This window comes from Streptomyces sp. NPDC002018, from assembly GCF_042890865.1.
Taxonomy (GTDB): Bacteria; Actinomycetota; Actinomycetes; order Streptomycetales; family Streptomycetaceae; genus Streptomyces.
The window spans coordinates 210,561-229,001 of the sequence record NZ_JBIASO010000013.1 but is presented as its reverse complement, the minus strand read 5'-3'; the positions used below and the strand labels follow the sequence as shown (position 1 = coordinate 229,001).

Genomic DNA, 18,441 nt, shown 5'->3' with positions numbered 1-18,441 from the left:
CACCGTCGCGCCGGCCCGGGTGCTGCGCCTCCCGGGCGGCATCGCGCTGCGCTGCTCGGGCCGGAGCGCCGCCGTGGTGGCCGTACTGCTGCTGGCCTGCGCGGCGGTGTGGGCACTCACCCTCTTCACCGGCACCTACCGGATCGGCACGGGACAGATCCTCGACGTGCTCGCGGGCGGCGGCTCCCGCACCGACCGGTTCATCGTCGTCGGCCAGCGGCTGCCGCGCGTCTGTGCGGCCCTGCTCGTCGGAGCGGCGCTCGGGCTCTCCGGGGCGCTGTTCCAGAGCCTGTCGCGCAATCCGCTCGGCAGCCCGGACGTCATCGGCTTCACCACCGGCTCCACCAGCGGCGCGCTCGTCGTCATCCTGGCGGGCGGCGGCGGGGCCGGGGTGGGGATCGGCGCGGGCTCGGTGCTGGGCGGTCTGGTCACGGCGGCGGCCGTGTACGGGTTCACCGCCCCGCGCGGTGTCTCCGGCAACCGGCTGGTGCTCGCCGGTATCGCCGTCGGCGCCATGCTCGCCTCGGTCAACGACTACCTCATCACCCGGGCCGATCTGGAGTCGGCCGAGAGCGCCAAGGCCTGGACGTTCGGCAGTCTCAACGCCGTCTCCTGGCCACAGGTCACCCCCTTGGCGCTCGTCCTGCCGGTGCTCGCGGTGGCGGCGCTGGCCGCCGGCAGACCGCTGCGGCTGATGGAGATGGGGGATGACACCGCGGGCGCCCTCGGGGTGAACACCACCCGGGTCCGGGCGGCGGGGCTGCTGCTCGGTGTCGCCCTGGCCGGCACCGCCATCGCCGTGGCGGGACCCATCGGCTTTCTCGCGCTGGCGGCCCCCCAACTCGCCCGCAGGATCACCCGTTCCCCGGGTGCTCCCCTCGGGTCGGCCATGGTCACCGGAGCGCTTCTGCTCGCCACGGCCGATCTGCTGGCCCAGCGTCTTCTCTCCCCCTTCCAGATCCCGGTGGGGCTGGTCACCGGCGCCCTCGGCGGGGTCTATCTGCTGTGGCTGCTGTCGAGGGAACGGAAGAGCGCGCAGCCGCGGTGACGGTGTGTCATATCCGCTTCGGTTACTGGGGGAGATCCGTGGGCTGACGGCCGGTGCGCGGCACGGGTACGAGCCGGCCGGCCGCTCCCCGGTGTGCCGCTCCTCGGCCGTGCCTCCGTCGCGGACGATCCCCGGACGGCGGTGGCCGACCGGCCGCGCTCGGCCCGCGCGGCAGCGACCGTCGCGGCCACGGCGGGGCGCGGGGAGGAGGCGCTCCGCCGGTACCGCACGGCGGTGTCGCTCATCGCCCAGCTCACCCCCCGGGCACCGCGGCGCGACTGGTGCCGCTGGGGACCGACCGCCGTTCACTGCTCGGGGAGGCGCTCCGGCTGATGGAGGCCAGGGAGAGAAGGACCGCGGCGGACTCCTCCCTGGCCGAGCGTGCCGCCGCCGACACGGTCATGGCCGATGTGCTCGCCGGACTGTGGGACACCGTCGCCGCGCCCGTTCTCGACGCGCTCGGTGCGCACGGTCCCTCGGCGCACGGTCCCGACGCGCCGGATGATCCGGGCCCGGACGGCGATCCGCTCCCCAGGCTGTGGTGGTGCCCCACCGGGGTCATGGCTCTTATGCCGGTCCATGCGGCCGGGCACACAGGCACCACGCACACGGTCGCCGACCATGTGGTGTCCTCCTACACATGGCGTACGGGTGCGTTCTGGATGCCGTACGGGTGCGTCCTTACGGGTCGGACGGGAGGGAGCGGGCCGCCTCGCCCCGGACGGGCGGGCGAGCCGATGCCCGGTGGGAGAACCGGGACCCGGCCGTTCCCTGGTCGTCCGCCGGGGACTCGCCCGGACTCCCCCGCGTCACGCGGTGAGCCTCCCGATGTCTACGATGATCACATGGGATGGACACCACGCGGTGCGACCCGGCCCCCTCGGGTGCGGGTCCTCCTGCCGCTGGTGCTGGCGGTGGTGGCCGGAGTGCTGGCGATGCACGGCCTGGCGCCGGTCGCCATGGTGGCCGCACACACGACGCCGTCGTCCGCCCATGTGCCGTCGTTCGTCCATGTCATGCCGGCCGGGGCGCGGGACTGCGTACAGCCGGATCATGAGGGCGGCGGCCATCTCGATCACGCGGACGGCACCTGCGCGGCGACCGGTACCAGTACCGGGCCCGCGCTGTCCGCCCTGGCGGTCTCCTCCCTGCCCTCGGGCCTCCCCGAGCCCGCGAGCGCACCGGGGCGGGTCCCCGGCGCGGCGCCCGACGACCGGGCTCCGCCGTCCCTGAGCGAACTGCAACTCCTGCGCATATAGGCCCGCCCCGCGGCCGCTCCCCCGTTCCCCGGGCCGTCGGCCGCCTTCGGCATGCCCTCGAAACCCCCCTCTTCGCACAGGAGTCGCTTCACCATGACCTCATTCCCTCACCCCGCACGTCCCGCCGACCGGCGAACCGACCGGCCCACCGCCGCCCGTCAGCTCGCCCGGCGCACGGCGACCGCCCTGGCCGTGACCGGCGCGGCGCTGGCACTCGCCGCGTGCGGCGGCAACGACAACGGCTCCGCCGGTCACTCCGGCCACGGGAACGGATCGTCCCCCTCCTCCGCCTCACCGTCGGCACCGACGCCGGACGCGGCCCACAACGCCGCGGACGTGGCGTTCGCGCAGGGCATGGTTCCGCACCACCGGCAGGCGATCGAGATGGCCGATCTGGCCACCACCCGGGCCTCGGCGGCGGAGGTCATGACACTCGCCGCCGAGATCAAGAAGGCGCAGGACCCGGAGATCAGGACCCTGTCCGGCTGGCTGAAGGGCTGGGGAGAGCCGGTACCGGCCGACGGCGCGGACCACTCCGGACACGCCATGTCGGGGATGATGAGTGACGACGACATGTCCACGCTGGAGAACGCGTCCGGCGCGGCGTTCGACACCGCCTTTCTGAAGCTGATGGTCAAGCACCACGAAGGCGCCGTCACCATGGCCGAGACCGAGCGGTCACAGGGCTCCCACCCGGCCGCCAAGGACATGGCCGACCGCATCATCACCTCCCAGAGCGCCGAGATCACCCGGATGAAGGGGCTTCTCGACAGGTAGCCGGGAGGGCGGCGGCCCGAGCCGTCGGGCCGGGGGCCGCGCCGAGGCGCGGCCCCCGGTTTCTCCCCGGCGGAAGCAGCTTTCAGGAATACCCCCGTGGGGTATATGGTTCGGGTCGGGAGAAGAGGAACGCGAACGGCGGACCGCATTCGACGGAGGTTGCCATGGACCACCACACGCACCATCCGCAGACACAGCACCCCGAGCACGGCGGGCACGGCGGGCACGGCGGAGACCCGGAGAACCACGGGCACGGCGGGCACTCCGGGCACGGCGACTCCGGCGACTCCGGCGGCTCGGGCCGCGGCACCAGTTGGCGCACCGCCGCGCAGGCCACGCTCCACTGCCTCACCGGCTGCGCCATCGGCGAGGTCCTGGGCATGGTCATCGGCACGGCGGCCGGCCTGTCCAACGGGGCGACCATCGCCCTGGCCATCGCCCTCGCGTTCGTCTTCGGTTACGCGCTGACCATGCGGGGCGTCCTCGGTGCCGGGCTGCCGCTGCGCCAGGCGCTCAAGGTGGCCCTGGCCGCGGACACCGTCTCCATCGCCGTCATGGAGATCGTCGACAACACGGTGATGCTCACCGTTCCCGGCGCCATGCACGCGGGGCTGGACGGTGCTCTCTTCTGGGGCGCCCTGGCGTTCTCGCTCGCCGTCGCCTTCGTCCTCACCGTGCCGGTCAACCGGTGGCTGATCTCCCGCGGCAAGGGCCATGCCGTCGTCCACGCCTACCACTGAGAGCCCCGGAACTCGCGGGGTCGTGGACTTTTCGTCCAACCCGCGCCGCTGTTTTCGTCTAACCCGCGCCGCTGTGTGCCGTCGACAGGGCCAGCTCGCGCCACTGGGTCAGTTCCTCGGCCACGAGGCCGAGTTTCGCCTCGACCCGTGCGACGGAGTCCGCTCCCAACTGGAGCCGGCTCGGCGGGTCGTCCATGGCCACGAGGGTCACGATGGCCTCGGCGGCCTTGACCGGGTCGCCCTGCTGGGCGTGGTTGCTCTCCTCCGCCCACTGACGGGTGCGGCCCACCGTCTCGGTGTAGTCGGCTATGACCTGTCCGGCGCGGTGGAGCGAGCTGGAGTCGAGGAAGTCCGTGCTGAAGACCCCCGGCTCGACCACCGTCGTGAGTATCCCCAGCGGGAGCAGTTCGGTGCGCAGGGACTCGCTCAGACCCTCGACGGCGAACTTCGTCGCGGCGTACACGCCCCAGCCCGTCCCCGCGGCGAAACCGCCGACGGAACTGATGTTGATGATCCGCCCGTCGCGCTGTCCCCGCATCACCGGCAGTACGGCGCGCGTGACGGCCAGCAGACCGAAGACATTGGTCTCGAAAATCGCCCTCACCTCGTCCGCCGATGCCTCCTCCACGGCTCCCAGCAGCCCGCGTCCGGCGTTGTTGACCAGAACGTCGATCCGTCCGAAGCGCTCCACGGCGGCGTCGACGGCCTGCCGCGCCTGCTCCTCGACCGTGACATCGAGCGGCACGGCCAGCAGCCGGTCCCCGGCGTCCGGCAGCGCGTCGTGGACGGTACGGGGATCACGCGCGGTCGCGACGACCGCGTCTCCGGCGTCGAGGACCTTGCGCGCGATCTCCAGTCCGAATCCACGGGAAGCACCGGTAATGAACCACACCCGCATGACGACCTCCTGAGAGTCCCGGGCAGTGCCGTGGCAGCGGGGTCCGCTCCCCGGCCTGGACTTTCAGCATGCCGGGCGGAGGGACCTGCTGCCCGTTGGAGCGGTTCGAGCCGGCTCCCGGCCGGCGCTCCGCACCGCCGGGAGACCCCGGGCCCCACCCTGTCCACCGGCCGGTCAGCCGGTCACAGCCGTCCGCAACTCCTCCCGGTAGGTACGGGCTGTGGCCATCAGCCCGTCGAGCGTGTCCCTGGTCCGCACGAGGTCGGCGATATGCGCCGAGAGCCGCTCGCGCTCCTGCGCCATCCGCTCCAGCGCGGAGTCGGAGTTCTCCTCGCTGGGCGCGTCGACGCAGGGCAGCAGTTCGATGATGGTGCGGCTGGACAGGCCCGCCGCGTACAGCCGCTGGATGAACGCGACCCGCTCGACCTCGTCGTCCGTGTAGTGCCGCTGCCCGCTGGGGCTGCGGACGCTGGCGAGCAGGCCCTGCTCCTCGTAGTAGCGCACGGACCGGACGCTGACCCCGGCCCGTGACGCGAGCTCCCCGATCCGCACGAAGACCTCCTGGTTGTGTCCCGCGATTGTGTCCCGCGCCACAGGACTTGCCTCTGACATCGGTGTGAGGTTTTAGCGTAACTGCCGTGCCCGAGGTCCGGGCGCCGCGCACCGCGAAGGAGTCCTGACGTGACAACTCTTTTCACCCGTTACCGGCTCGGCGGCCTGACGCTGCCCAACCGGGTGGTCATGGCTCCGATGACCCGGGTCCGGGCCGCCGCCGGCGGTCTGGCCACGCCGTCGATGGCTGCCTACTACGCCCAGCGGGCCACGGCCGGGCTGATCGTGACCGAGGGGGTGCAGCCGAGCGCGATCGGACAGTCCGGTCCGGGGACGCCGGGACTGCACACCGACGAGCAGGTCGCCGCATGGCGCCCCGTGACCGCCGCCGTCCACACCAACGGCGGACGGATCTTCGCCCAGCTCATGCACGGCGGCCGGGTCTCCCATCCCGACACCACCGGCATGCGGCCGGTCGGTCCCTCGGCCGTCCCCGCCGTCGGCGATGTGTTCACCCCGGCCGGGCCCCGGCCCGCCCCGACGCCGCGCGCCCTGGACACCGCCGCGGTGCCCGAGCAGGCGGAGTCGTACGCCCAGGCCGCCCGCCGCGCCGTCGACGCGGGCTTCGACGGCGTGGAACTGCACGGCGCGAACGGCTATCTGATCTCGCAGTTCCTCTCGTCCAACGCCAACCTGCGCACGGACCGCTACGGAGGTCCGGTCGCCAACCGGATCCGGTTCGCCGTCGAGGCCGCCGCCGCCACCGTCGAGGCCGTCGGCGCGGCCAGGACCGGCATCCGGCTCTCACCGGGCGCGGCGTTCTGGGGAGTGGAGGAGACCGACGTGCGCGAGCTCTACACCGCGCTGCTGACCGAACTGGCCCGCCTCGGGGTGGCGTACGTACACCTCGAAGCCACCGCCGACGAAGAGTCGCTGGTCGCGCTGCGCCGGGCATGGCCGGGCACCCTCGTCATGAACCCGGTGCTTCCGATGGGACCGAAGCAGACCGGCCGCGAGGACGCCGACCACTGGCTCGGCCTGGGCGCCGACCTCATCAGCTTCGGCCGCGCCTTCATCGCCAACCCCGACCTGGTCGAGCGGCTGCGCGGCGGACACCCGATCGCCCCCGTCGACGAGGCCACGTACTACCAGGGCGGTGACGCGGGCTACCTGACCTACCCGGCCCACCAGTACGCGGCCTGACTCCGGTCCGCGCCGACCGGCCCGACGAGCGGTCCCCGCGGCGTGCCCGAAAGGATGAATCGCCTCTCGAATACGGCGTGTTCCGGTGCCGGAGGCAGCATGGTGCGGTGGCGGGCCGAACGGTGTCGCACCCGCCTCATCGCGGGGTGCGCGGTACAGGGCAAGGGGCGGGGTGGGAGTGGGACGACCGAAGGGGCGGCCGCCGGTTTCCTTGCAGGACCGGGCGCGCTACCGGTTCGACCGTACGCTGGCCCGCAGTACCGGCACCCTGATGGGCTGGCTGGTGATCACCTGTCTGGCCGTCGTCGTGCCGGTGAGCACGCTGCTGGTGTGGACGGACCCCGGCTCGCCCCGGTCGCTGTCGGGCCGGCTGACGGCGGCGTGGCGGACCAGCGCGGAGACGCTGCGTCTGGGGGCGGTCACCGGCACACCGCTGCGCATGGTGCTGTCCGCCCTGCTCGGGCTGGTCGCTCTGCTGTGTGTGTCGACCCTTGTCGGGGTGATCACCACGGGCCTGGCCGAGCGGATGGCGGAGTTGAGCCGTGGTCGTTCGACAGTCCTGGAGCAGGGCCATGTCGTGGTGCTCGGCTGGTCGGACCAGGTGACGACAGTGGTGGGCGAGCTGGTCGCCGCCCAGGCCCCGCACCGGCCGCGGGCCGTCGTCCTGCTCGCCGACCGGGACAAGACCGAGATGGAACAGGCGCTGGCCGCCCACGTCGGTCCGGCCGGACGTAACCGGCTGATCTGCCGCAGCGGTCCCGCGAGCGACCCCGGCGTACTCGCGCTGGTCAGCCCCCGGACGGCGAGCACCGTGCTCGTACTGCCGTCCGGGGAACCGACGGCCGACGCGGAGGTGCTGCGGATCCTGCTGGCGCTGCGAGCGGTCCTCGGCGAGGGGGCGGAGGGGCCGCCGGTGCTGGCCGCGGTGCGGGACGACCGTTACCGTGCACCGGCCCGGCTGGCAGCCGGCCCACGCGGCACGGTGCTGGAGACCGACACGGTCACGGCCCGGCTGATCGCGCAGTGCGTCGGCCGCCCCGGGCTCTCGCTCGTCCTGCGCGAACTGCTCGACTTCGCCGGCGACGAGTTCCACTTCGCCGACGCGACCGCGTTCCACGGCGGCCCCTTCGGCGCGGCCCTGCTGGGCCATGCCGACTCCTGCGTGGTCGGACTGCTCACCCCCCAGGGAAGTACGCTGCTCAATCCGCCCGCCGACACCGTCGTCGCGCCGGGGAGCCGTCTGATCGTCCTCACCCGCGACGACGACACGGCGCTCCTGGAGGACTGCCGGCACCTGGTCGACCCGTCGGCGATCGCCATGGCCCCGCCACCACCGGACGGTGCCGCGCGCCTGCTGCTGCTCGGCTGGAATCGGCGGGCGCCCCTCGTCGTCGGCCAGTTGCGGCGCACGGCCCGGCCGGGTTCCGTTCTGGACGTGGTCACGGACAGGGCCGTGCCCGGACCTCGGGAACCGGAGCCGGACCCGGAGACGGCGACGGCGACGGCGACGGCGGGCCGACTGGCCGTGCGGTTCCGGTCCGCCGCCCTGTCGCGGCCCGAGACCCTGCTCGGGCTCGACCTCGCCCCGTACGACGGGCTGGTCGTCCTCGGCCCCGATCCGGGTGTCGGGCCCGACCGCCCCGACGACTGGACGCTGGTGACCCTGCTGGCCCTGCGGCTGCTGGAGGAGCGCACCGGACGGGAGACACGCGTGGTCACCGAACTCACCGACGACCGCAACCGGCCCCTGGCACCCGTCAACCCCGGCTCCGACGTCATCGTCAGCGGAAAGCTGACCGGACTGCTCATGGCGCAGATCGCGCAGAACCGGCATCTGGCAGCCGTGTTCGACGAGTTGTTCTCCGCCGACGGCAGCTCGATCTGCCTGCGGCAGGCCGGGACCTATATCCGGCCGGGCAGTGAGGCCACCTTCGCCACCGTCGTGGCGGCCGCGCGTGAGCGCGGCGAATGCGCCATCGGCTACCGCCGTCACGACCGGCGGACGATGTCCCCGGACCACGGGGTCCGGCTCAACCCGCACAAGGGCGAGCGGCGCGAGTGGAGCGCCGAGGACCAGGTGGTCGTCGTCACCACCGGACCGACCGGACCGACCGGCCCCACCGGTGCCGCCGGTGCCGCCGGTGCCGCCGGTGCCGCCGGCCAGGACACGCGAGAACTGGGCCCCGGACGGGCGGACACCGAGGCGTAGGAACCGCCCGACCGCTGAACCGGCTTCAGAAACCTCTCCGGGATGGCGAAGTTCGTACCTAACCGGTCCACTGACCGAAATCTCGCCTAATGTGACGCACTAACGGCCGACCGCCATCGCATCGGTGCACGTTTCCTCCGCGTCGGTACGCATTTACCCGCCGCCCATCAGCGCGGCGCGACGCGGAGACCCGAGCTGTCCCCGTACTCCCGAGCCCCCTCATGTACCGCCATGAGGAATTCTCGTGCGACCTATTCCGCACAGAGCTCACCGTCCCTATGGTTCAGGACACCCGGGCAGGAACCCTGAGCGGCTCCACCGGCCACGGCGGGCATCGCCCGTTCCGGTCACAAGGAGGGCAGCGCCATCTATATCGACGTCCACGGGCATGTCACCGCGCCTGACAAGCTCTACGCGTACAAAGCCGGACTTCTCTCCCATCGCGGCGCTCATGGGCGCGGGCGTTCGGGGGTGACCAGGGAGCAGGTCGTGGAGGCGCTCAACGCGCCGCATCCGAGCTTCGGGAAGATCTCCCATCTGCGCCATCTCGACGAGGCCGGGGTGGACATCCAGTTCATCTCGCCGCGGCCCTTCCAGATGATGCACAGCGAGACCCCGGCCAATCTGGTCGAGTGGTTCACCGCGGAGACCAACGACGTCATCGCGATGTGCTGCGAGGTGGACAGCCGTTTCCGCGGCATCGCCGGGATGCCGCAGTCGATGGACCTCGATCCGGTCGCGTGGACCCGTGAACTGCGCCGGTGCGTCAATGACCTGGGCTTCGTCGGCGCGACGCTGAACACCGACCCGTACGAGGGGCTGCGCCAGCCGCCGGCCATCGGGGACCGCTTCTGGTACCCGGTGTGGGAGGCGCTCTGCGAACTGGACGTTCCGGCCGTCATCCACTCGGCGGCCTGCCGGCCCCCGGCCAGGGAGAGCTACTCGCTCCACTTCGTGCAGGAGGAGACCCTGGCGGTGGCCGGGCTGCTGGAGTCCTCCGTCCTCGACGACTTCCCGGAACTCAAGATCGTCGTGTCGCACGGCGGCGGGGCCGTGCCCTATCAGAAGGGCCGCTTCTACCCGGCGTCCCTGCGAGCGGGCACCACCTTCGAGGAGCGCCTGCGCCGCCTCCACTACGACACCTGCCTCTACACACGCGACTCGATCGAGTTCCTGCTGCGCACCGTCGGTGTCGACCGCTGTCTGTTCGGTACGGAGAAGCCGGGCACCGGCTCGGTGAAGGACCCGGAGACCGGCCGCTGGGTCGACGACATCCATCTGCTCATCGAGGACATCGACTGGCTGACCGACGACGACAGGACGGCGCTGTTCGAGACGAACGCCGTCAAGCTGTTCCGGCTGGAGGTGTGAGGGGGGTGAGCGAGCTCGTGCTGGGCGTGGGCACCTCCCACGGCCCCCTGCTGAACACACCGCCGGAGGACTGGGGGCAGCGCGCCTCGGCCGACCGGGCAAACCGGGCACTGGTCTACCGCGGTGCGGAGTACCCGTACGACGAACTGCTGGCGCTGCGCGCACCGGGGTTCGCGGCCGCGTGCGAGCTGGAGGAGCGCCGTCGGCGCCACCGCGCCTGCCGTGCGGACATCGACGAGCTGGGCCGGCGGATCAGGGCGGCCGGACCCGATGTGCTGGTGGTCGTGAGCAGCGACCACAAGGAGGTGTTCGGGGACGAGCTGCTGCCCCAGTTCGCCTTCTACTGGGGCGACACCATGCGGCACGAGCCCTTCACCCAGGAGCAACTGGACGGGATGAAGCCGGGGCTGGCCGTCGCCGAGGTCGCGAACGTGCCCGCCGGGAGCACCGTCCGTCCGGGGCACTCCGCGCTGGCCCGGCATCTGATCGAGCGGACCTCGGCCGCGGGGTTCGACCCGGCCGCGTCCAGGGAGCTGCCGCCCGGCGAGTGGGGCAACGCGGGGATCCCGCACGGCTGGGGCTTCGTCTTCGAGCAGGTGCTCGGCGGCGAGGAGATCCCGCCGACGGTTCCGGTCTTCGTGAACACCTTCTGGGAGCCGAACCCCCCGTCGGCCGCCCGTTGTTTCGACTTCGGTGTTGCCCTGGGCGAGGCGATCCGGGAATTCCCGGCTCCCCTGCGCGTCGGTGTCGTCGCCTCCGGCGGGCTGAGCCACTTCGTCGTCGACGAGGAACTCGACCGTGCCTTCATCACGACGCTGACCAGCCGGGACAGCGGTTCTCTGCGCTCCCTGCCGGACGCGGTACTGCGGTCGGGGACCTCGGAGATGCGCAACTGGATCGTGGTGGCCGGCGCGTTGGACTCCTCCTCGCTCACCGCCGAACTGGTGGGCTACGAACCGTGCTACCGCACCGAGGCGGGCACCGGCTGCGCGATGGCGTTCATGACCTGGCGGGACCACACCGGTGCGGAGGCCGCCGGGGCCTCGGAGCCCGGCCCGTCCTCACCGTCCGGCCCGCCTCAGGACGCGGAATGACAGCGGGGAACGGGGCGCGGCCGCCCGCCTCGGCCGCCACCCTGGTGGACCGGCTGCGGGCGCTGGACTCCTGCGCCGTCTCGGACGCCCTGGACGCCTACGGACTGTCCACGGTGGCTCTCGGGCCCGCGCCGGTGTGGCCGGTACGGGGAGTCGTGGCCGGGCGCGTGCGTACCGTCACGGTGGGGGCGCGCCGCTCCGGCCAGCCGGCGGGCCATGTCGCCGCCGCGGCCGTGGACATCTCCGGCCCTGACGACGTCCTGGTCATCGCCAACGACGGCCGACTGGACGTGTCGTGCTGGGGCGGCATCCTCAGCCGGGCCGCCGTCGCCCGGGGCATCGCCGGAGTGGTGGTCGACGGCGCCTGCCGGGACGCGGACGAGAGCCGTGAGCTGGGTCTGCCGGTCTTCGCGCGGGCCGTGGTGCCCGTCAGCGCGCGCGGACGTGTGGTCCAGCACGCCATGGACGAACCGGTCCTGTTCGGCGGCGTCCGCGTACGTCCCGGCGACTATGTCGTCGCCGACGGCAACGGTGTCGTCTTCGTGCCCGGGGCCGACGCCCACCGTGTCATCGGCTTCGCCGAACGCGTCGTCGCCCGCGAGGCGGCCATGGCCGACGCGGTCGCCCAGGGGCGCCCGGTCACCGAGGTCATGCACGACAGTCAGTTCCCGACCACCGAGGAGGCCGGCTCATGACCAGCGATCCCGCCGCCCGTGAACCGGCCGTGGCCGGCGGACCGGCGCACCCCCTGTCCGGCTTCTCGACCGCCACCGTCGCCGATGCCCTCGACCGTGTCGGCAGGGAGGGCTGTCTGCTCGGCATCGGCCCGCTGTCCGACGGCGCGCGGATCTTCGGACGGGCCTACACCGTCTCGTATGCCGCGGCGGGACGCCCGGCCGGCACGGTCGGCGACTATCTGGACGACATGCGGCCCGGCGATGTGGCGGTGCTCGACAACGGCGGCCGGACCGACTGCACGGTGTGGGGCGACATCCTCACCGCGATGGCGCACGACCGCGGTATCGCGGGCACGGTGATCGACGGGGTCTGCCGCGATGTGCGGCGGGCGCTCGACACGGGCTATCCGCTCTTCACCCGCGGGCGGTACATGCGGACGGGCAAGGACCGGGTCGAGGTACGGGACGTCCAGCGCCCGGTGAGTGTCGCCGGTGTCCGGATCGCGCCCCGTCAGCTCGTCATCGCCGACGCCGACGGCGTGGTCACCGTACCGCCCGACGTCGAGGACGACGTCGCGGAGATCTGCCGGACCATCCAGGAACGCGAGTCGCGCATCGTCGACGACGTGCTCGCGGGCCGCTCCCTGGCCGAGGCGCGTGCCGCCCACGGCTACCACCTGCTGCAGAGGAACCAGGCATGACGACCGCGCCGACCGAACTCACGGACACCGCCGTGTTCCTGCGGCTGGGGACCGCGACGCTCTACGAGGCGTCGAAGCTGGACTGCTTCCTGCCACCGCGGATCCGACCGGTCTGGCCGGGCGCCGCCGTCGTCGGCCGTGCTCTGCCGGTGTCCACCGGGCCGGCCGACAACCTGCCCCTGCATCTCGCGCTGGAGCAGGCCGGACCGGGTGATGTGCTGGTGGTCGACGGACAGCGGGAGGCCTGCGGCTACTGGGGTGAGGTGCTCACGGCGGCCGCGCTGGCCCGTGGGGTGGCGGGACTGGTGATCGACGGCGGTGTGCGGGACGTGGACCGGTTGCGTGAGCGCGGGTTCCCCGTCTTCAGCTCCTCGGTCTCGGTGCGCACCACGGTCAAGGACGACCCGGGCACGGTCGGCGCCCCTCTCACCCTGGGTGCCGCCACCGTCCGCCGCGGGGATCTCGTCGTGGCCGACACCGACGGTGTGGTGGTGCTTCCGTGGGCGTCGGTCGCGTCGGTGCTGGAGCGCGGCCGGGCACGCGAGGCCGCCGAGGCGGGTTATCTGAGCCGGATCGCCGGGGGCGAACTCACCCTGGACATCTACGGTTTCCGACCGGCCGGCACGGACTGAGCCGCCATGAACGATCTCGACCCCCTCGCGGACCGGCGTCTGCTGGTCAAGCAGGTGCGCCTGGAGGCCGCGGGTGTGGTCTCCCTGACCCTGGTCGATCCGGACGGCGCCGGGCTGCCGCCATGGGCACCGGGCGCGCATATCGATCTGCGGCTCCCCAGCGGCACGGTCCGGCAGTACTCGCTGTGCGGTCCCCCGGACGACCCGCTCTCCTACACCGTCGCGGTGCTCCGTGAGGAACACGGCCGCGGTGGTTCGGTGGAGGTGCATGACACGGCGCTGACCGGCCGCGTGCTGCGGGCCCGGGGGCCGCGCAATCACTTCCCGCTGGTCGACGCGGCGCACTATCTCTTCCTCGCCGGCGGTATCGGTGTCACACCGATCCTGGCGATGGCCCGTCGGGCCGCGGCGGCCGACGCCTCCTGGGAGTTGTACTACGGCGGACGCTCACGCCGGAGCATGGCCTTCACCGAGGAGTTGTCGGCCGTCGGCGGCGACCGCGTCCATATCGTGCCGCAGGACGAACAGGGCATCCTGCCGGTCGTTCGGCTGATCGACGCCGCGCCACCGGGCACCGCCGTGTACTGCTGCGGCCCCGAGGCCATGGTCGGCGCGGTCACCAGGGCGTGTGCGGTGTCCAGGCCGGGCGCTCTGCACGTCGAGCGCTTCGGCGCCCCGCCGGACGGTCCGCCGGACGGCGGGGCCGCCGGCGCCCGGGGCCCGTCGCCCGGCGCGGCCGGCTTCACGGTGGAGCTGCGGCGCAGCGGTGTGACCCTGGACGTCCCACCGGACCGCACCCTGCTGGACGTGGTACGCGAGGCCGTGCCCGAGGTGGGGTTCTCCTGCGAGGAGGGCTACTGCGGCTCGTGCGAGACGAAGGTGCTCGCCGGTGTGCCCGAACACCACGACACCGTGCTCTCGGACCAGGAACGGGAGCGCGGCGACACGATGATGATCTGCGTCGGCCGGTCGGCCTCAAGGCTGCTCACACTGGACCTCTGACGGTCCGTATTCCCTATAGAAGAACCTAGAGAACGACTGTTTCTCTATGAGGTATTCCTGGTTAAGGTCGCGTCAACCAGGACTGATCCGAGGAGTGCAGGATGTCGATGAGGGCGACCACACCCGACCGCATCGAGGGCCGGATCACGGGCCCGGTGGACCAGACTTCCGGCGAGCCCGCCGTACAGCTCCGGCTGTCCGGTGTGACCAGGAAGTTCAATGACGTCGTCGCTGTCGACCAGATCGACCTCGACGTCAGGCAGGGCGAGATATTCGCCCTCCTCGGCCCGAGCGGCTGCGGAAAGAGCACATCGCTGCGGATGATCGCGGGCCTGGAGAAGATCGACCAGGGCTCGATCCGGATGCGTGACAGAGCCCTCGCCGATGCCGGGCAGGGCACGTTCCTGCCCTCGGAGAAACGCAACATCGCGATGGTCTTCCAGTCCTATGCCATCTGGCCCCATATGACCGTCGCGCAGAACGTCGCGTTCCCGCTGCGCATGCGCCGGGTGAAGCGTGCCGAACGGCGCCGCAGAGTCGAGGAGATTCTCGCGGTCACCGGGCTGGAGGCCATGGCCGACCGTCCCGCCACCCTCCTCTCGGGCGGCCAGCAGCAGCGGGTCGCGCTCGCACGGGCGCTCGTGTACACCCCCGATCTGCTGCTGCTGGACGAGCCGCTGTCCAATCTGGACGCCAAGCTGCGGATCCAGATGCGTCGCGAGATCCGCAGACTGAACCGGGAACTGGGCATCACGATGCTCTTCGTGACCCATGATCAGGACGAGGCACTGTCCCTGGCCGACCGTCTCGCGGTGATGAACAAGGGCAAGGTCGAGCAGGTCGGGCGGCCGATGGACCTCTACGAGCGCCCGAGGACCGCGTTCGTACGTGACTTCCTCGGCCGGCTCGTCGTCGTCGAGGGCGTGCTCGCCGCGGACATGGCGCGGCGCCGGGTCCGGCTCGACACCGACGGCCTGCGGGTCGGCGAGATCGTCGGCCCGGACGTTCCGGAGGGGCTGGAGGACGGCGACCGGGTAGGGGTGTACCTCCGCCCGGAGGACGTCGACATCAAACCGTTCGACGGGGGCGAGCCGGCGCCGAACCAGGTGGTCGCGCGCGTGCTGTCCTCGGTCTACCTCGGCGACAGCTTCGAGTACGTCCTCGACATCGCCGGATCCTCCGTGCTGCTCGGTGCCCCGCGCCGCGTGGTGCACCGGCCCGGTGAAACCGTCGTCGTCGAGGTCGACCCCCGGCGCGCCATGGTGTGGCCGCTGTGACCGGCGTCCTGCCCCCGGTGGCACCGGAACCCGTGGAGCCGCTGCCCGGTCCGGTGAGAAAGCTGATCAGCGCGCGCCACTCCAGCGGCTCCCGGGTGACCGGCACCGCCGTACTGCTGCTGGTGGCCGCCGTCACCGTCGTCCCCATCACACTGCTGCTGCTCAACAGCCTCAATGTCGCCGATCCCGGTGATCCGACCGCCTACGGCCTGGACAACTGGCGGCAGGCGTTCGCCGACGGGGCGATGTGGGAGTCGGCCTGGAACACACTGCGTCTGGGTGTGCCGAGGGTCCTGCTCGGGATGGTGATCGCCACGGTCGTCTCCTGGCTGATCGCGCGCACGGACATGCCGGGCGGCCGGATCATCGAAGTCTTCCTGTGGTTCTCCTTCTTCATCCCCTCGCTGTCGATGACCCTCGGCTGGATCCTGCTCCTCGACCCGGCCAACGGGGTGGTGAACCAGGTGATCCGGATGGTCCCGGGGCTGGGTGGCCTCACCCAGGGTCCGCTGGACATCTACAGCTACTGGGGCATCGTCTGGACGCATCTGACGGCCACCACCGTGCCCATCATGGTGATCCTGCTGGTCCCCGCGTTCCGGAGGATGAGCCGGTCCATGGAGGAGGCCGCGCAGATCTGCGGCGCCAGCAGGCTGTACACCCTGGTGCGGATCACCGTGCCGATGATGCGTCCGGCGATCATCGCCGCCACACTGCTCAGCTTCGTGTACTCCCTGAAGACCTTCGAGATCGAGCTGCTGCTCGGCACACCGATCGGACTGAACGTCTACTCGACGCAGATCTACAACTGGCTCCAGTCGTCGCCTCCGCGGTTCGGTACGGCGACCGCGCTCGGCTCGGTGTTCATCCCGATCCTGATCATGCTGGCGATCATGCAGCGCCTCGCCGTACGGAGCCGCAGTTATGTCACCGTCGGCGCGCACACGTACAACGACGAACCGATCCGGCTGGGCCGGGTACGCCGCTGGGTGGTCGCGGGGGTGCTCTCGCTCTACGCGGTCGTCACCGTGGTGCTTCCCATGGGCGCGATCGTCCTGGGCTCGTTCATGCGGCGGTTCGGGTTCTTCGAGCTCGCGAACCCCTTCACCACGGAACACTGGTCGGCGCTCTTCGACGACAACCTGTTCGCCTCCTCGGTGCGCAACACACTGATCATCGGCCTGATCGCCACCCTGGTCGGTGTTCTCGTCTACTTCGTCATCTCCTTCGTCATCGTCCGCAGCGAACTGCCCACCCGGGGCGGTATCGATGTGATGGCCTGGCTGCCGGCGGCCGTGCCGGGCATGCTGCTGGGCCTCGGACTGCTCTGGGTCTATCTCGGCACCCCGCTGCGCACCGTGCTGTACGGCAATCTGTTCGGCCTGATCATCGCGCTGGTCATCAGCCATATGGCCACCGGCACCCAGCAGTTGAAGGCCGCGATCCTCCAGGTGAGTCCCGATCTGGACCGGGCGGCGCGCATCTGCGGCGCCACCCCGGTCCGCGCCTACACCTCCATCCTCTTCCCGCTGCTCGGCCCCTCCGTGGCCGCGGCCGGGGTCCTCACCTTCCACTCCGCCGTGAGCGACGTCAGCACGGTCGTCCTGCTCAGCGGCAACGACTCCCGGCCGCTGTCGGTCCTCCTTCTCGAATACAGCACCAGCGGTGTCCTCGAACAGGCCTCCGTACTGGGCGTCCTCATCAGCGCGCTCACCGTCGGGGTGGCGCTGCTGTCCCGGGTGCTCGGCGGCGGCCGGCTGCGCAAGCCCCGGCCGGGACGCCGTCTCCGGGTGACCGGCGGTGGCCCGCCGTCACCCCTCTCCGCAACGAAAGCAGGTGCGTCATCAAAAGATTCATCGCTCATCACCACTGGAAGCTGATGTGCGCGGGCGCCGCGGTGGCCCTCGTCACGACAGCGTGCGGTGACGGCTCGACCACCACGACCGCGGGCAGCGCCCCCGCCGATGTCAGCAGCGTCTGCCCGGATCCCTCGGGCGCGCTGGTCGCCAAGGCGAAGAAGGAGGGCACGGTCGTGATGTCGGGCCCGCCCACCGACACCGTACGGCAGCAACTGCCCAAGGCGTTCGAGCAGACCTACGGCATCGGCCTCGACTACATCGGCACCAGTGGCAAGGACAACGCGGCCCGGCTCCAGTCCGAGCGGCAGGCCGGGATCTACTCGCAGGACGTGTTCCTCGGCGGCGCCGACACCATGGCCAACACCTACCACGCGCAGAACTGGATCGCTCCGCTGACCGGCGTACTGCCCGCGTCGGAGCTGGACGCGAAGGGGTGGCGGGGCGGGAGCGTCCCGTTCGTGGACGCGGACAAGAAGATCCTCAGCATCAGCCGGTATGTCAGTGTCCCGATCGTCATCAACACCGACCAGGTGAAGGCGGACGAGATCACCTCCTGGAAGGACCTGCTCGACCCGAAGTGGAAGGGCAGGATCGCCACCATCGACCCGCGGAGCCCCGGCGGCGCGATCTACAACGTCGGTATGTTCCAGGCGGCCGACGGCTACGGCGACGCGTTCGTCAAGCAGTTGTACAAGGACCAGAAGCCGATCCTCATCACCGACTCCCGCCAGGGAACCGACGATCTGGCCAGGGGCAAGTACCCGATCGCCCTCGGGCTGGGCCAGCTCGACGTCGACACGGCGTCGGACGACGGGCTGCCGGTCGAGGTCGTCATGCCGGACCTCCTCCAGACCACCAGCGGCTTCGGCTTCCTGGCCGTCTCCGACAGACCGCCGCACCCCGAGGCCGCCAAGGTGCTGGCCCAGTGGCTGGCCTGCCCGGACGGAAACAAGGCGTGGAACGACGCGTACGGGAGCATCAGCGCCCGCGCCGACGTCAAGCCGCCGGCCGATCTGCCCGCCTGGCAGGTCCCGCAGGACGGCGTGGACTACTTCAACACCAACTCCTGGGAGTTCCTCACCAAGGGCGTCAAGGACGCGACGGACCTGATCAAAAGCCTCATCGGTTCGAACTAGCACATG

Annotated in this window: 18 protein-coding genes; 16 read left to right on the top strand and 2 right to left on the bottom strand. The window is 71.4% G+C overall.

Annotation, left to right across the window (positions count from 1 at the left end; translation table 11 throughout):
* Positions 1 to 19: 19 nt before the first annotated feature.
* The 5 genes from ACFYYH_RS22835 to ACFYYH_RS22815 all read left to right on the top strand — a co-directional run bounded on the left by ACFYYH_RS22835 (position 20) and on the right by ACFYYH_RS22815 (position 3,824).
* A complete protein-coding gene (locus tag ACFYYH_RS22835) occupies positions 20 to 1,048 on the top strand; it encodes a FecCD family ABC transporter permease (RefSeq protein ID WP_388553951.1) in 1,029 nt (342 codons plus the stop codon).
* A 93-nt stretch (positions 1,049 to 1,141) separates the two neighbouring features.
* Positions 1,142 to 1,381, top strand: a complete 240-nt coding sequence (locus ACFYYH_RS22830) for a hypothetical protein (RefSeq protein WP_388553947.1) — start codon at positions 1,142 to 1,144, stop codon at positions 1,379 to 1,381.
* Positions 1,382 to 1,893: 512 nt separating this feature from the next.
* Positions 1,894 to 2,307 carry a DUF6153 family protein gene (locus ACFYYH_RS22825; protein ID WP_388553944.1) on the top strand — a complete coding sequence of 138 codons (414 nt, stop codon included), beginning with the start codon at positions 1,894 to 1,896 and terminating at the stop codon, positions 2,305 to 2,307.
* 93 nt (positions 2,308 to 2,400) lie between these two features.
* A complete protein-coding gene (locus ACFYYH_RS22820; RefSeq protein ID WP_388553942.1) occupies positions 2,401 to 3,084 on the top strand; it encodes a DUF305 domain-containing protein in 684 nt (227 codons plus the stop codon).
* 164 nt (positions 3,085 to 3,248) lie between these two features.
* Positions 3,249 to 3,824, top strand: a complete 576-nt coding sequence (locus ACFYYH_RS22815) for a DUF4396 domain-containing protein (RefSeq protein ID WP_388553939.1) — start codon at positions 3,249 to 3,251, stop codon at positions 3,822 to 3,824.
* Positions 3,825 to 3,882: 58 nt separating this feature from the next.
* Here the strand turns inward: ACFYYH_RS22815 and ACFYYH_RS22810 are convergent, their stop codons facing one another.
* The gene (locus tag ACFYYH_RS22810) at positions 3,883 to 4,722 is read right to left on the bottom strand and encodes an oxidoreductase (RefSeq protein ID WP_388553937.1); all 840 of its coding nucleotides are present in this window, start codon (positions 4,720 to 4,722) and stop codon (positions 3,883 to 3,885) included.
* A 174-nt stretch (positions 4,723 to 4,896) separates the two neighbouring features.
* The gene (locus ACFYYH_RS22805; RefSeq protein WP_388554032.1) at positions 4,897 to 5,274 is read right to left on the bottom strand and encodes a MerR family transcriptional regulator; all 378 of its coding nucleotides are present in this window, start codon (positions 5,272 to 5,274) and stop codon (positions 4,897 to 4,899) included.
* A 129-nt stretch (positions 5,275 to 5,403) separates the two neighbouring features.
* Between ACFYYH_RS22805 and ACFYYH_RS22800 the strand changes: the two genes are divergently transcribed.
* The 11 genes from ACFYYH_RS22800 to ACFYYH_RS22750 all read left to right on the top strand — a co-directional run bounded on the left by ACFYYH_RS22800 (position 5,404) and on the right by ACFYYH_RS22750 (position 18,435).
* The gene (locus ACFYYH_RS22800; RefSeq protein ID WP_388553934.1) at positions 5,404 to 6,477 is read left to right on the top strand and encodes an alkene reductase; all 1,074 of its coding nucleotides are present in this window, start codon (positions 5,404 to 5,406) and stop codon (positions 6,475 to 6,477) included.
* Positions 6,478 to 6,655: 178 nt separating this feature from the next.
* Positions 6,656 to 8,686, top strand: coding sequence for an NAD-binding lipoprotein (locus tag ACFYYH_RS22795; RefSeq protein WP_388553931.1), 2,031 nt, complete (start codon positions 6,656 to 6,658; stop codon positions 8,684 to 8,686).
* 333 nt (positions 8,687 to 9,019) lie between these two features.
* Complete coding sequence (locus tag ACFYYH_RS22790) at positions 9,020 to 10,057, top strand: amidohydrolase family protein (protein WP_388554030.1); 1,038 nt, start codon at positions 9,020 to 9,022, stop codon at positions 10,055 to 10,057.
* 5 nt (positions 10,058 to 10,062) lie between these two features.
* Positions 10,063 to 11,151 (top strand): hypothetical protein, encoded by a 1,089-nt coding sequence (locus tag ACFYYH_RS22785; RefSeq protein ID WP_388553929.1) that lies wholly within the window; start codon positions 10,063 to 10,065, stop codon positions 11,149 to 11,151.
* On the top strand, positions 11,148 to 11,846 hold the full coding sequence (locus tag ACFYYH_RS22780; RefSeq protein WP_388553926.1) for an RraA family protein: 699 nt from the start codon (positions 11,148 to 11,150) through the stop codon (positions 11,844 to 11,846). Before ACFYYH_RS22785 ends, ACFYYH_RS22780 begins: the two co-directional genes overlap by 4 nt.
* Positions 11,843 to 12,529 carry an RraA family protein gene (locus ACFYYH_RS22775; RefSeq protein WP_388553923.1) on the top strand — a complete coding sequence of 229 codons (687 nt, stop codon included), beginning with the start codon at positions 11,843 to 11,845 and terminating at the stop codon, positions 12,527 to 12,529. Before ACFYYH_RS22780 ends, ACFYYH_RS22775 begins: the two co-directional genes overlap by 4 nt.
* Positions 12,526 to 13,161: a 4-carboxy-4-hydroxy-2-oxoadipate aldolase/oxaloacetate decarboxylase gene (locus ACFYYH_RS22770; RefSeq protein WP_388553920.1), complete on the top strand. Its 636-nt coding sequence runs from the start codon at positions 12,526 to 12,528 to the stop codon at positions 13,159 to 13,161. The genes ACFYYH_RS22775 and ACFYYH_RS22770 overlap by 4 nt, the downstream gene beginning before the upstream one ends.
* Before the next feature lie 6 nt (positions 13,162 to 13,167).
* A complete protein-coding gene (locus tag ACFYYH_RS22765) occupies positions 13,168 to 14,163 on the top strand; it encodes a PDR/VanB family oxidoreductase (RefSeq protein ID WP_388553918.1) in 996 nt (331 codons plus the stop codon).
* A gap of 101 nt (positions 14,164 to 14,264) precedes the next feature.
* Positions 14,265 to 15,440: an ABC transporter ATP-binding protein gene (locus ACFYYH_RS22760; protein ID WP_388553915.1), complete on the top strand. Its 1,176-nt coding sequence runs from the start codon at positions 14,265 to 14,267 to the stop codon at positions 15,438 to 15,440.
* The gene (locus ACFYYH_RS22755) at positions 15,437 to 17,320 is read left to right on the top strand and encodes an ABC transporter permease (RefSeq protein ID WP_388553913.1); all 1,884 of its coding nucleotides are present in this window, start codon (positions 15,437 to 15,439) and stop codon (positions 17,318 to 17,320) included. The genes ACFYYH_RS22760 and ACFYYH_RS22755 overlap by 4 nt, the downstream gene beginning before the upstream one ends.
* Entirely contained in the window at positions 17,320 to 18,435 is a 1,116-nt protein-coding gene (locus tag ACFYYH_RS22750) for an ABC transporter substrate-binding protein (protein ID WP_388553911.1), read from the top strand. The genes ACFYYH_RS22755 and ACFYYH_RS22750 overlap by 1 nt, the downstream gene beginning before the upstream one ends.
* Positions 18,436 to 18,441: the final 6 nt, after the last annotated feature.